This is a genomic window from Streptomyces tremellae (genome assembly GCF_039540215.1).
GTDB lineage: Bacteria > Actinomycetota > Actinomycetes > Streptomycetales > Streptomycetaceae > Streptomyces > Streptomyces tremellae.
In genome coordinates this window covers 1-13,487 of sequence record NZ_BAABEP010000057.1, presented here as the reverse complement: position 1 = coordinate 13,487, position 13,487 = coordinate 1, and the positions used below count along the sequence as shown (strand labels likewise).

Annotated in this window: 9 protein-coding genes; 2 read left to right on the top strand and 7 right to left on the bottom strand. The window is 74.5% G+C overall.

Annotation, left to right across the window (positions count from 1 at the left end):
• Positions 1–13: 13 nt before the first annotated feature.
• On the top strand, positions 14–1,231 hold the full coding sequence (locus tag ABEA77_RS27515) for a phosphopentomutase (protein WP_345653143.1): 1,218 nt from the start codon (positions 14–16) through the stop codon (positions 1,229–1,231).
• Between the two features lie 62 nt (positions 1,232–1,293).
• On the opposite strand, the gene ffh is transcribed toward ABEA77_RS27515, so the two are convergent.
• From ffh to nsdA, 5 genes are all read right to left on the bottom strand, one after another.
• Positions 1,294–2,832, bottom strand: coding sequence for a signal recognition particle protein (ffh, locus tag ABEA77_RS27510; protein ID WP_345653140.1), 1,539 nt, complete (start codon positions 2,830–2,832; stop codon positions 1,294–1,296).
• A gap of 133 nt (positions 2,833–2,965) precedes the next feature.
• Positions 2,966–5,434: a [protein-PII] uridylyltransferase gene (locus ABEA77_RS27505; protein ID WP_345653137.1), complete on the bottom strand. Its 2,469-nt coding sequence runs from the start codon at positions 5,432–5,434 to the stop codon at positions 2,966–2,968.
• Positions 5,424–5,762, bottom strand: coding sequence for a P-II family nitrogen regulator (locus ABEA77_RS27500; protein WP_345653134.1), 339 nt, complete (start codon positions 5,760–5,762; stop codon positions 5,424–5,426). Before ABEA77_RS27500 ends, ABEA77_RS27505 begins: the two co-directional genes overlap by 11 nt.
• Positions 5,759–7,039 (bottom strand): ammonium transporter, encoded by a 1,281-nt coding sequence (locus ABEA77_RS27495; RefSeq protein ID WP_345653131.1) that lies wholly within the window; start codon positions 7,037–7,039, stop codon positions 5,759–5,761. The genes ABEA77_RS27500 and ABEA77_RS27495 overlap by 4 nt, the downstream gene beginning before the upstream one ends.
• Before the next feature lie 277 nt (positions 7,040–7,316).
• Positions 7,317–8,813, bottom strand: coding sequence for a transcriptional repressor NsdA (gene nsdA, locus ABEA77_RS27490; protein WP_486389442.1), 1,497 nt, complete (start codon positions 8,811–8,813; stop codon positions 7,317–7,319).
• A gap of 418 nt (positions 8,814–9,231) precedes the next feature.
• Between nsdA and ABEA77_RS27485 the strand changes: the two genes are divergently transcribed.
• A complete protein-coding gene (locus ABEA77_RS27485; RefSeq protein WP_345653128.1) occupies positions 9,232–9,915 on the top strand; it encodes a bifunctional DNA primase/polymerase in 684 nt (227 codons plus the stop codon).
• A gap of 121 nt (positions 9,916–10,036) precedes the next feature.
• On the opposite strand, the gene ftsY is transcribed toward ABEA77_RS27485, so the two are convergent.
• Together ftsY and ABEA77_RS27475 are read right to left on the bottom strand one after the other, a co-directional pair.
• Positions 10,037–11,260, bottom strand: a complete 1,224-nt coding sequence (ftsY, locus tag ABEA77_RS27480) for a signal recognition particle-docking protein FtsY (RefSeq protein WP_345653125.1) — start codon at positions 11,258–11,260, stop codon at positions 10,037–10,039.
• A gap of 204 nt (positions 11,261–11,464) precedes the next feature.
• Positions 11,465–13,487: AAA family ATPase (locus ABEA77_RS27475; protein WP_345653122.1), on the bottom strand; the 2,023-nt coding region annotated here is incomplete at its 5' end.

Genomic DNA, 13,487 nt, shown 5'->3' with positions numbered 1-13,487 from the left:
AGGAGCACCTCGCATGAGCAGGACCGTCATCGTCGTCCTCGACGGCTTCGGCATCGGAGCCATGCCGGACGCCGGGGCACTGCGCCCCGGCGACCTGGCCGCCGACACCTGCGGGCACGTCCTGGACGCCTGCCGCGCGGCCACGGGCCGGGCGCTGCGGCTGCCCGGCCTCGGGGCGCTCGGCCTCGGCGTCGTGCACCCGCACCCCGACCTGGCGCGCGCGACCCCGCTGCCGGTGTCGGTGGGCAGGGCGGCGCTCGGCTATCCGGGCGCCGACACCTTCGCGGGCCACCAGACCATGATGGGCGCGGACTTCAGCCGGGTGACGGTGGCGCGCCTCGCCGAGCACCTGCCGGAGGTCACGGCCGCGCTGGGGGCGGCGGGGCACGCGGTCACCCCGCTCGACGGCAGGCCGCTGCTGGTCGTGGACGAGGCGGTGCTCGTCCACGACAACCTGGAGGCCGACCCCGGCATCAACTGGAACGCGTCGGGCCGCCTCGACGACCTCCCCTTCGCGGACATCCTCGCGATCGCGCGCACGGTGCGCACGGTGGCTCCGGTCGCCCGGGTGATCGCCGTCGGCGGCCACGCGGACGGCCCGCTGCCCCGCTTCGTACGGGACGGCGACGGCGGCACGGTCGGCCTCGACACGCCCGCCACCGGCTTCTACCGCAACGGCGGCCTCGAAGTGCAGCACCTGGGCGCGGAGTTGGACCACAGCCGGCAGTTGCCCGATCTGGCGGCGCGCTCCGGCGTCCCGGTGACCCTGGTCGGCAAGGCGGCGGACATCCTCGTCTGCGAGGCCGCCGAGCGGCGGCCCGCGGTGGCGACCGCTCAGGTCGTGGCGCACACCCTGGAGGCCGTACGGGGCGCGGGCCGCGACGCGCTCGTGGTGGCCAACGTGCAGGAGACGGACCTCGCCGGCCACCAGCAGGACGCGGCGCGCTTCGGGCGGGTCCTCGAAGAGGCCGACGCGGGCCTGTTCGAGCTGATCGGGCTGCTGGACGCGCCCGGCGACCGGCTGATCGTCACCGGGGACCACGGCAACGACCCCACCATCGGGCACGCCTACCACACCCGGGAGTACGTGCCGGTGCTGGTCCACCGCCCCGGCGGCAGCGGCACCGAGATCCGCCGGGACGCGCCGACCCTCGCGGACGTCGGCGCTGCCGCGGCGGCGGCGCTCGGCCTGGACGCGGGGGCCCTGGCGAACGGCTCGGCCGCCCGCTGACAGCGGGCGGGGCGCCCCTGAGGAGAATCCCCGGGGCGCCCCGTCCCGCGGGCCGGTGCGGCTCAGCCCATGAACTTCTTGAACTCGTCGGGCAGTTCGAACTTCTCGGGCTGCTCCTGCGCGGGCCCGCCGCCGAGGGCCGCCTGCTCCTTGCGGGCCAGCGCGGCCTGCTCCTCGGCCTTGCGCTTCATCGGGTTGCCGGAACGCTGCTTGCCCTTGGCCTGCTTCTGCTTCTTCTTCTGCCGGCCGGGGCCGCCGCCCATGCCGGGCATCCCCGGCATGCCCGGCATGCCGCCGCCCTGGGCCATCCGCGACATCATCTTGCGGGCCTCGAAGAACCGCTCCACCAGGTTCTTCACCGCGCCGACCTCGACACCCGAGCCGCGGGCGATACGGGCGCGGCGCGAGCCGTTGATGATCGTGGGCTCGGCGCGCTCGGCCGGCGTCATCGACTTGATGATCGCGGCCGTGCGGTCCACGTCCCGCTCGTCCAGGTTGTTGATCTGGTCCTTCATCTGTCCCATGCCGGGCAGCATCCCGAGCAGCTTGGACAGCGAGCCCATCTTCCTGACCTGCTCCATCTGGGACAGGAAGTCGTCGAGCGTGAACTCCTTGGGGCCCTTGGCCAGTTTGGCGGCCATCTTCTCGGCCTCGGCCTGGCTGAAGGTCTGCTCGGCCTTCTCGATCAGGCTGAGCAGGTCGCCCATGTCGAGGATGCGGGACGCCATGCGGTCCGGGTGGAACGCGTCGAAGTCGTCCAGCTTCTCGCCGTTGGAGGCGAACATGATCTGCTTGCCGGTGACGTGCGCGATGGAGAGCGCGGCACCGCCGCGGGCGTCGCCGTCGAGCTTGGAGAGGACGACGCCGTCGAAGCCGACGCCGTCGCGGAACGCCTCGGCGGTGTTGACCGCGTCCTGGCCGATCATCGCGTCGACGACGAAGAGGACCTCGTCGGGCGAGACGGCGTCGCGGATGTCCGCGGCCTGCCGCATCAGCTCCTGGTCGATGCCGAGACGGCCCGCGGTGTCCACGATCACCACGTCGTGGACCTTGTCCCTGGCGTAGGTGATCGAGTCCTTGGCGACCTTCACCGGGTCGCCCACGCCGTTGCCCGGCTCCGGCGCGTACACGGAGACGCCGGCGCGCTCGGCGACGACGGAGAGCTGGGTGACCGCGTTGGGCCGCTGGAGGTCGGCCGCGACCAGCAGCGGCGAGTGGCCCTGCTTGCTCAGCCAGAGGCCCAGCTTGCCCGCGAGCGTGGTCTTGCCCGCGCCCTGGAGGCCCGCGAGCATGATCACGGTCGGCGGCTGCTTCGCGAAGCGCAGCCTGCGGGTCTCACCGCCGAGGATGCCGATGAGCTCCTCGTTGACGATCTTGACGACCTGCTGCGCCGGGTTGAGCGCGCGGGAGACCTCCTCGCCGGCCGCGCGCTCCTTGATCTGCTTGATGAAGGCGCGCACGACGGGCAGCGCCACGTCGGCCTCGAGCAGGGCGATACGGATCTCGCGTGCCGTGGCGTCGATGTCCTCCGGGCTGAGGCGCCCTTTGCCCCGGAGGCTCTTGAAGGTGGCTGCGAGGCGGTCGGAGAGAGTGTCGAACACGGTGGTCGCGAATCCTCGGCTAGGGGGCGGGCGAACAGGCTGCCCTCCAGGGTATCCGCAGCGACGCGCAACCCGTCCCCAGCCCGGCCCGGTCCCCCGGCAGCCCGCGCCGGCGCGGGCTGCCGGGGCGGGGTCAGCCCGTGGTGAGCGCGGACTCGACGCGCTTGGCGACCATCTCCGCGTCCTCGGGGGTCAGCGGGGTGCCGTCGGGGCGCGTCACGTAGACGGTGTCGACGGCGTTCGCGCCGAGCGTGGAGACGTGCGCGCTGCGCACCCGTACGTCGGAGGCTTCGAGGGCCCGGCCGATCCGGTGCAGCAGGCCCGGGGCGTCCTGGGCCCGCACCTCGATCACGGTGGCCTCCTTCGAGGCGGCGCCCGCGACGGTCACCCGGGGCGGGGGCGCCTTGGGGCCGCGCCGCCTGGGGTAGGCGGCGTCGCGCTCGGCGAGCCGCGCCGCGATGTCGAGGGTGCCGTCGAGCACCCGTACGAGGTCGGCCCGCAGCCGTGCCTCCTCGGGCAGCGAGCCGTAGGCCGCCGCCACCCGCCAGCTCAGCAGCAGGACCTCGGTGGTGGCGCCGGAGTCTCCGATGCCGGTCGGCAGCTCCACGGCCCGCAGGTCGGCGGCGCGCACGGTGAGCCGGTGCAGCGCGAGCACCCCCGCCGCCGCGGGCAGCACGCCCGGCCGGTCGGGCAGCGCGATGTGCAGTTCCACGCCGACGGGCTCCGGCGCGGCCGCGTCGACGGCCTCCGCCTCCGCCTGCCCGCGCTCCGCGCGCAGCGCGACCACGGGACCGCCGGTGCGCAGCGCCTCGACGGCGAGCCGCTCCTGCTGCGCGCTGGGCGCGCCGGCCGCGGGCCGCTCCACCGGCTCGCCCGCGAGAGCGGCGCCGACCCGGGCCACCAGGTCGGCGACGAGCCCCGCCCGCCAGGCGGACCAGGCGGCGGGCCCGGTGGCGAGGGCGTCGGCCTCGGTGAGCGCGTGCAGCAGTTCGAGGGTGGTGCGACCCCGCACGTGCCGGGCGACGGCGGCGACGGTCGCCGGGTCGTCCAGGTCGCGCCGGGTGGCGGTCTCGACGAGCAGCAGGTGGTGGCGGACGACGGTGGCGACGATCGCGGTGTCCTCCGCGCCGAAGCCGACACGCGCGGCGACATCGCGCGCGATGGTCTCGCCGACCACGGAGTGGTCGCCGGGCCAGCCCTTGCCGAGGTCGTGCAGGAGGGCGCAGATCAGCAGCAGGTCGGGGCGGGAGACGCGGCGGGTCAGCGAGGCGGCTCTGACGGCGGTCTCGACCAGGTGCCTGTCGACGGTCCAGGTGTGGACGGGGTTGCGCTGCGGCCTGCAGTGGACGCGCTCCCAGTCGGGCAGCAGGCGGGTGACGAGCCCCTCGGCCTCCAGGGCCTCCCACACAGCCACGGTCGGCTCGCCCGCGCCCAGCAGCGTGACCAGTTCCTCGCGGGCCTCCGCGGGCCACGGCACCGGCAGCGGGGGCGCGGCGGCCGCGAGCCTGCGCACGGCGTGCGGGGAGATCGGCAGGCCCGCCTGGGCGGCGGCCGCGGCGGCGCGCAGCGGCAGCACCGGGTCGCGCTCGGGCCGCGCGGCCCTGGCCAGCACGGCCTCGCCGTCCTGCTCGACGACGCCGTCCGCGAGGGGGACGCGCTCGGCTGCGGGCTTCTGCCCGACGCCGAGCATGGCGCGCAGCCGGGGCCGCGCGGCCCGCGCCCCCAGGACCCTGTGCACCTCGCGCCAGGTGACGTCGGAGGCGTACGAGATGGTGCGGGCGGCCTCGTACACCTGGCGCAGCAGCGCGTCGGCGTCGGGGAGCCGCAGCGCCTCCGCGACGGCGTCCTGCTCCTGGAGCGCGAGCCGGTCGGTGGCGCGCCCTGTGGTCAGGTGGAGGGTGTCGCGGATGTCGAGCAGCCGGGTGCGGGCCTCGGCGAGCCCGGCGCGCGGCGCGTCGGCGAGCCAGGAAGCGGCGACGGCGCGCAGGGCGGTGGCGTCGCGCAGGCCGCCGCGCGACTCCTTGAGGTCGCCTTCGAGGAGGAACTGCAGCTCGCCGTGGCGCTCGCCGCGCTCCCTGCACAGTTCGTCGAGCGCGGGCAGGCGCCTGGCCGCGTTGTTGCGCCAGTCGGCGAGGACGGTGGTGCGCAGCTTGGTGAGGAGCCCGAGGTCGCCTGCGACGAGGCGCGCGTCGAGCAGCCCGAGGTGGACCTTGAGGTCCTCTGCGGCGGTCCTGCGCGCCTCTGCGGGCGTGCGCACGGAGTGGTCGAGGGCGAGGCCGAGGTCCCAGACCGGGTACCAGAGGCGCTCGGCGAGTGCGGCGACGGCCCCCGCGGGCTCGCCGTCGTGGAGCAGGAGCAGGTCGAGGTCGCTGCGCGGGGAGAGCTCGCCGCGCCCGTAGCCGCCGACGGCGACCAGGGCGGCACCCCGGACGCCGGTGTGCGCGGCGGCCGCGTCGAAGAGGCCCTTGAGCCAGCCGTCGGTGAGGGCCGAGAGCGCCTCACGACGCGGCCGGCCCGGCCGCGCCTCGTCCTGCAGGAGGCGCAGCCGGGCTGCCGCGTAGCTGGTGCCCTGGTCGGGCGAGGACCGGTCCTCAGAGGGCATCGGGGCCGCGTTCGCCGGTGCGTACCCGTACGGCGGTCTCGACGGGCACGGTCCACACCTTGCCGTCGCCGATCTTGCCGGTGCGGGCCGCCTTCACGACAACCTCCACGACCTGCTCGGCGTCGTCGTCCTCCGCGAGGACCTCGATGCGGACCTTGGGGACGAGGTCCACGGTGTACTCGGCGCCCCGGTAGACCTCGGTGTGCCCGCGCTGGCGGCCGTAACCGCTGGCCTCGGTGACGGTGAGGCCCTGGACGCCGAACGCCTGCAGCGCCTCCTTGATCTCGTCCAGCCTGTGCGGCTTCACGACGGCGGTGATGAGCTTCATGCGTCCACCTTCGGGTTGGCCGCTGCGGCGGTCGGGTCGGCTGCGGGCACGGTACTACGCTGCACCGCCGCGCCGCCGACGCCCGAGTAGTCGTACGCGGACTCGGCGTGCTGCGTCATGTCGAGGCCGGTGACCTCGTCCTCCTCGGAGGCGCGGAAGCCGATCGTCTTGTCGACGAGCTTCGCGAGCAGCCAGGAGACGACGAACGAGTAGGCCATCACCGAGAAGGCCCCCGCGGCCTGCTTGCCGAGCTGGGTGAGGCCCGCGGCGCCGCCGGTGGCGAGGACGCCGACGAGCAGCGTGCCGATCACACCGCCGACGAGGTGGACGCCGACGACGTCGAGCGAGTCGTCGTAGCCGAACTTGAACTTGAGGCTGACGGCCCAGGAGCAGATCGCACCGGCGACGACGCCGATGAGCAGGGCCCCCCAGGCGTTCACCGCGGCGCCGGAGGGGGTGATGGCGACGAGGCCCGCGACGGCGCCTGAGGCGGCGCCGAGGGTGGTGAACGCGCCGTGCCTGACGCGTTCGTACGCGAGCCAGCCGATCATCGCGGCGGCGGTGGCGATCTGGGTGTTGAAGGCCATGTTGGCGGCGGTGCCGTCGGCGGCGAGCTCGGATCCCGCGTTGAAGCCGAACCAGCCGAACCACAGCAGGGCCGCCCCTATGACGACGAGCGGCAGGCTGTGCGGCCGCATCGGGTCCTTCTTGAAGCCGATGCGCTTGCCGACCACGAGGACGGCGGCGAGCCCGCCGATGCCCGCGTTGATATGGACGGCGGTACCGCCGGCGAAGTCGATCACGCCGAGCTTGTACAGCCAGCCGCCCGACTGCCAGACCCAGTGGGCGATGGGGAAGTAGACAACGGTCACCCACAGTGCGATGAAGAGGGTCCACGCGGTGAACTTCACCCGGTCCGCGAGGGCGCCGCTCATCAGCGCGGGCGTCAGGACGGCGAACATCAGCTGGAAGAAGGCGAAGGCGAGCACGGGGATGCCGCCCTTGCCGGTCAGCGTGTCGGGGCCGATGCCCTTCATGCCGAGGTGGTCGAAGTTGCCGAGGAGCCCGACACCGCCGAGGTCGTCACCGAAGGCCAGCGTGTAACCGTAGAAAACCCACAGGACGCTGACCACCGCCAGCGAGATGACGGACATCATCAGCATGTTGAGGGCGCTCTTCACCCGCACCATGCCGCCATAGAAAAACGCCAGGCCCGGCGCCATCAGCATGACGAGCGCTGCACTGATCAATACGAACGCGGTATCTGCACCATTCAAGGCCGGCGTCCCCTCCGTCGGTCGGATCGGCCCTATCCGACATTTGGTATGGGCCGACTGTGTTGAGGAGGTTCGCTCAGGGCCGTTTCCGTCGAGCGTGTGTCGTGTTTCCAAACGGTGACGAAGGTGGTCCTCGTGTTACGCCGAGGTGAATCACCGCCGCGTACGGGTGATTCCGTCACACGGCGGGGCGGGGACCGGCCGCGGTGCCGCCCTGTCGTCCTGTCGGCGGGGGAGCCGCGTCGGGCGGTTGGGGGCGAGCACCGCGGCCGGGGTCTCAGACGGCCTCCGCGGGCTCGGGGAAGCGGGGGCCGAGCAGCTCGCCGAGCTCGGCGACCTCAGGGACGTCCCCGAAGTCGCGCACAGCGAGGTCGACGGTCTTGCGCAGGCGGGTGTTGACCCGCTCGGAGCGGATGGAGCGCGCGATGCCGAGCGCCTCCCTCGCGGGGGCCGCCAACTGCTCGGGCTCGCGGCGCAGCAGGTGCACGCTGGCGAGGCCGACGAGGTTCAGCGCGTAGGAGCGCTGGTGGTCCTCGTCCGCGCGGAACAGCTCGACGGCGCGCGTCATCGCGGGTTCGGCGAGCGAGGCGTACGTGGGGCTGCGCCCGGCGACATGGGCGAGGTCGCGGAAGGAGTGCGCGTTCTCCGCGTGCAGCTCCGCCTCGGTGAAGAAGCCGATCCAGTCGGGGTCGGGCTCCCCGTCGAGGCCGGCGTCGGTGAAGGTGTCCTCGGCCATCCTGACGGCCCGCTTGCACTTGCCGGGCTGGCCCATGCCCGCGTAGGCGCGGGCCTCCATCGCGTACAGCATGGCCTGGGTGCGGGCGGTCGCGCAGTCGCGGCTGCCGTACTGCGCGAGGTGGATCAGCTCCAGCGCGTCCTCGGGCCGGCCGAGGTGGATCATCTGCCGGCTCATCGACGACAGGATGTACGCGCCGAGCGCACGGTCGCCGGCCTCCTTGGCGGCGTGCAGCGCCAGCACGAAGTACTTCTGCGCGTTGGGCTGGAGGCCCACGTCGTAGCTCATCCAGCCGGCCAGCTCGGCCAGTTCGGCCGCGCAGGTGAACAGCCGGCGGGAGACGGGCCCCGGCAGCGGCTCCTGCAGCAGGTCGGTGACCTCGTGGAGCTGGCCCACGACCGCCTTGCGGCGCAGCCCGCCGCCGCACTGCGCGTCCCAGAGGCGGAACATCGCCGTGGTCGACTCCAGCAGTTCGAGCTCGGGCCCCGACAGCCGCGGGGTCCTGCGCGCCGCCGCGCCCTCCGGGGCGGCGGGCGCGGGCTGCTCGCCGCCCGGCGCCGGTACGAGCCAGCGCTGCATGGGCTCGACCAGGGCGGGGCCCGCGGACAGGGCGAGGGAGGAGCCGAGGAAGCCACGGCGGCCGAGCATCAGGTCACCGCGGGAGAACTCGCTGAGCAGCGCCACGGTCTGGGGGCCCGCCCAGGGCAGGTCGACGCCGGCGGCCGACGGCGACTGGTGCGCGGAGCGCAGCCCGAGGTCCTCGACGGCGACGACGGAGCCGAAGCGCTCGGAGAACAGCTCCGACATGATCCGCGGGATGGGCTCGCGCGGCTGTTCCCCGTCGAGCCAGCGCCGCACCCGGGAGGTGTCCGTACTGACGTGATGGGCGCCCATCTGGCGGGCCCTGCGGTTCACCTGGCGGGCCAGTTCGCCCTTCGACCAGCCGCTGCGCGCGAACCAGGAGCCGAGCAGTTCGTTCGGGCGCTTGCCCGCGCCCGCCCCGTCCGAGCCGCTGCCGCTCACCTGGAAAGCCCCCATCCGCTCGATCCCCCGCACGAGCCGGCGGGGGGATGCCGTGTGCCGCGGCGCGGCGGCCGGGGAGTCACCGGAGTCACCCCTCGAACACGCACTCGACGTGCCTCCGGCATACCCACGAGAACAGCCCTTCTCCCCGACGCGTGCACCGAAAGTAATCCTACGATCACCCCTCCAGCTAGGGGATTCCACAAACGCCACCATTCGCCACCCCTTCGAATGAACTCGCCACCGAGCGGACGCGATTCACTTGACAGGCGGCGGTCAAGGGCAGAGCGAGTGAGGTGCGCCGGGGCGCACGAGCGGACCCGCACCACCCCTGTTACCCCCTCGCGCCCGCGCCAACGCCCCGCTGGCAACGGAGTGTCACGGGCAGACTGCGAGTCGTAACCACCGACGCGCTCGACCCGTTGGAGGGGGCATGGGCTTCACCATCGGCGGTATCCGGGACATCCGGGAGCTGCGGCCGTCAGCGCGCCGCCGCGGCCGTGCCACGGAGTGCACCGCGGTCGCCGAGTACACCGGACTCTGGGGCTGGGACGTCACGGCGGGCACCCGCGCCTCGGCCGACGGGGCGTGCTCCTGCGGCGATCCGCGATGTACGGCGCCGGGCGCGCATCCGCTCGGCTTCTTTCCCGGGGTGCCCGCGGGCGCGACGCTCGACGAGGCCGCCCGCGCCTGGTCGCGGGTGCCGGGCGCGTCGGTCCTGCTACCTGTGGGCCGCAGCTTCGACGTGATCGACGTGGCGCTCGGCGCGGGGGTGCACGCCCTGGCGCGCCTGGAGCGCATGGGGCTGCCGCGCGGCCCGGTCCTCGCGACGCCCACCGGGCGCGCGTACTTCTTCGTGGCGCCCGGCGCCGCCGCCGAGCTGCCGACCCTGCTGTACCGGATGGGCTGGGACGACGCGGACCTCGACCTCGCGGGCCTGGGCGCGGGCTGCCATGTGGTGGCGCCGCCCTCACCGATGGGCACGCTGGGGCCCGCGCGCTGGCTGCGGCCGCCGTCCCCCGAGGCCGCGCAGGTGCCGCCGGCCCGGCTGCTGCTGGGGACGCTCGCGTACATCTGCCACCGGGTGGGCCGGGCGCGGCCCCGGTGCGAGGCGTAGGGGCACGGCTGCGGGGCCCCAGGGCCCACGGGCCGGGCGGCGGCGGACGCGCGAAGGGCGGGTGACCCGGTCGGGGCCACCCGCCCTTCCGCCGTGCGGGGCGGTACGGGGAGCGCGGCGGTCAGTCGCCGATCAGCGCGTCCACGAAGGCGGCCGGTTCGAAGGGCGCCAGGTCGTCGGCGCCCTCGCCGAGCCCCACCAGCTTGACCGGGACGCCCAGTTCGCGCTGGACCGCCACGACGATGCCGCCCTTCGCCGTGCCGTCGAGCTTGGTCAGGACGATGCCGGTGATGTCCACGACCTCGGCGAACACCCTGGCCTGCACGAGGCCGTTCTGCCCGGTGGTCGCGTCGAGCACCAGCAGCACCTCGTCCAGCGGACCGTGCTTCTCGACGACCCGCTTCACCTTGCCGAGCTCGTCCATGAGGCCGGTCTTGGTGTGCAGGCGGCCCGCGGTGTCGATCAGGACGACGTCGGCGCCCTCCGCGATGCCCTCCTTGACCGCGTCGAAGGCGACCGACGCGGGGTCGCCGCCCTCGGGGCCGCGCACCGTACGGGCGCCGACGCGTTCGCCCCAGGTCTGGAGCTGGTCCGCCGCGGCGGCACGGAAGGTGTCCGCGGCGCCGAGCACGACGGACCTGCCGTCGGCGACCAGCACCCGGGCGAGCTTGCCCGTGGTCGTGGTCTTGCCGGTCCCGTTGACGCCGACGACCATCACCACGGCCGGGGTGTCGAGGGGGCTCTCGGTGTTCACCTCGCGCGGCAGGTCCGCGCCGACGAGGGTGATCAGCTCCTCGCGCAGCAGCGTGCGCAGTTCCTCCGGGCTGCGGGTGCCGAGCACCCTGACCCGCTCCCGCAGCCGCTCCACCAGCTCCTGGGTCGGCTTCACGCCGACGTCGGCGGTGAGCAGCGTGTCCTCGATCTCCTCCCAGGTCTCCTCGTCGAGGTGCTCGCGCGACAGCAGCGTGAGCAGGCCCTTGCCGAGCGAGTTCTGGGAGCGCGCGAGGCGGGCGCGGAGGCGCACGAGACGGCCGGCGGTCGGCTCGGGCACCTCGACAGGCGGTGCGGGCGCCAGCCCGACGACCGGGTCCTCGACGGCGACCGGCGTCTCGGTCGCGGTCTCCGCGTCGGGGAGGCCGACCTCCTCGATGGTCCTGCGGTGTTCGTCCCGCGGGGTCTCGGCCTCGTCGCCGACGTGCGGTTCGGTCGGCGGGGAGGTGATGGTGGGCGCGGCGGGCGGCGGCGGAGGAAGCTTCCTCTTCTTGCGGCTTCGTCCGACCACGAGCCCGCTGAGGCCGCCGATGACGACCACGGCGATGACTACAACAAGGATGACGAGTTCCATAACGCTCCCCAGTATCGGCCACGACCGCGTGCGGCCCGGCACGGCCGCTCCGGGGACCGTACGCCGGTCCCCGGGGTGATCACACGGCCCGTCAGGCAGTGATCTGTAACCTCTGCCAACCTATGCGGACGTTCCGCCGCTCCCCGGAAGGCACGGGAAGGCGCGGCGGCGCCCGCGGGGCCCGTGTTCCCCGGCCCGGCCCGCTCAGCGGAGGCGCTGGCTGATCACCTTCGACACGCCGTCGCCCTGCATGGACACGCCGTAGAGCGCGTCCGCCACCTCCATCGTCCGCTTCTGGTGCGTGATCACGATCAGCTGCGAGCTCTCCTGGAGCTCCTGCATGATCCGGATCAGCCGCTGGAGGTTGGTGTCGTCGAGGGCCGCCTCGACCTCGTCCATCACATAGAACGGGCTGGGGCGCGCCTTGAAGATCGACACCAGCAGCGCCACCGCGGTCAGCGACCGCTCGCCGCCCGACAGCAGGGACAGGCGCTTGACCTTCTTGCCCGGCGGGCGCGCCTCCACCTCCACCCCGGTGGTGAGCATGTTCTCCGGGTCGGTCAGCAGCAGCCTGCCCTCGCCGCCAGGGAACAGCCGGGAGAAGACGCCCTCGAACTCGCGGGCCGTGTCCCGGTACGCCTCGGTGAAGACCTGCTCGACCCGCTCGTCGACCTCCTTGACCACCTGGAGCAGGTCGGCGCGGGTCTTCTTCAGGTCCTCCAGCTGCTCGGAGAGGAAGTTGTGGCGCTCTTCGAGGGCCGCGAACTCCTCAAGGGCCAGCGGGTTGACCTTGCCGAGCTGCTGGTAGGCCCGCTCGGCCGCGCGCAGCCGCTTCTCCTGCTCGCCGCGCGCGAACGGCCGCGGCCGGTTGCGCGGGTGGCCGGGGTCCTCGGGCAGCACCTCTCCCTCGGCCGGCGGGGACGGCGGCACGGGCTGGTCGGGGCCGTACTCCGCGACGAGCCCGGCCGGCTCCACGCCCAGTTCCTCCAGTGCCTTCGTCTCCAGCTGCTCGATGCGCATCCGCTTCTCGGCGCCCAGCACCTCGCCCCGGTGCACCGAGTCGGTGAGCCGGTCGAGCTCCGCCTTGAGCTCGCGCCCGCGCTCGCGCTCCGCCGCGAGATCGCGCTCGCGCTCCGCCTTCGCCGCCTCCGCGGCGACCCGCTCCTGCTCGGCGCGGCCCACGGAGACCTCGACGTGCGCGAGCAGCTGGCGCGCGCCCGCCGCGACCGCCCCCGCGACCGTCGCCTCGTGGCGCAGCCTGGCCCTGCGCTGCTCGGCGCGCGCCCTGGCCTCGCGCTCGGCGCGCGCGCCCCGGTCGAGGGCGTCGGCGCGGCCCGCGAGCCCCTTCACCCGCTCCTCGTGGGTGCGGACCTGGAGCCGGGCCTCCATCTCGGTCTGGCGGGCGTTGGCGCCGTCGGCCGCGAGCCGGTCCCGTACGGAGGTGTCCGGCTCGTCGTCGCCGTCCTCGTCCGCAGCCTCCTCGGCGACGAGCAGCCGCTCCGCGAGTTCCTCGGCCTCCGCCGTGGCGCGCTCCAGCGACTCGGTGGCCTTGGCGACGGCTGCCGCGGCGCGCTCCGCCTCGCCCGCGGCGCCGCGGGCCTGCCCGGCGAGGCGGCCCAGCTGTCCGGAGACCGCCGACTTCTCCCGGTCGGCCGCGCGCCGCCGCTCCCCCAGCTCCTCGACCCGGGCCGCGGCCTCCGTCCTCGCCCCGGCCGCCGCCTGCTGCGCGGCGGCCAGCCCCTCGCAGCGCACGGCGAGCCCGGCCAGCTCGGCCGCCTCCGCGTCGACGGACGCCTGCACCTCCAGCAGGCTCGGCGCGCCCGCAGAGCCGCCGTGCGCGAAGTGCGCCCCGAGGATGTCGCCGTCCGCGGTGACCGCGGTCAGCGCAGGCCGGGTCCGCACGAGCTCCTCGGCGTCCTCCAGCGTGGCGACGGCGACCATGTCGCGCACCAGCCGCCCCACCGCGTCGACCAGCGCGGGCGGCCCGCCGATCAGGTCGGTGACGGGCAGCGGCTGCCCCGCGAGGGCCCCGGCGTGCCGCGGTTCCGGCCCGGCCGCCGCGGCCCTGTGGAGGTCCGCGCCGTCCCCGAAGGCGGGTGGCGTACGGTCCACGGGGTGCGTGTCCTCCCGGCCGTGGCCCGCCGCGCCGGACCCGGGGGGCGGGGCCTCCCGGTCCGCGGCGCCGGGCGCGGCCTGCGGGGGCCGTCCGCCCTGCGCGGGCAGGGCC

Excerpts from the sequence above, each read along its gene's own strand:
- ABEA77_RS27515 (WP_345653143.1), top strand. The coding sequence starts at position 14 with ATGAGCAGGACCGTCATCGTCGTCCTCGACGGCTTCGGCATCGGAGCC.
- ABEA77_RS27505 (WP_345653137.1), bottom strand. The coding sequence starts at position 5,434 with ATGCCCTCTGAGGACCGGTCCTCGCCCGACCAGGGCACCAGCTACGCG.
- ABEA77_RS27500 (WP_345653134.1), bottom strand. The coding sequence starts at position 5,762 with ATGAAGCTCATCACCGCCGTCGTGAAGCCGCACAGGCTGGACGAGATC.
- nsdA (WP_486389442.1), bottom strand. The coding sequence starts at position 8,813 with ATGGGGGCTTTCCAGGTGAGCGGCAGCGGCTCGGACGGGGCGGGCGCG.
- ABEA77_RS27485 (WP_345653128.1), top strand. The coding sequence starts at position 9,232 with ATGGGCTTCACCATCGGCGGTATCCGGGACATCCGGGAGCTGCGGCCG.
- ftsY (WP_345653125.1), bottom strand. The coding sequence starts at position 11,260 with ATGGAACTCGTCATCCTTGTTGTAGTCATCGCCGTGGTCGTCATCGGC.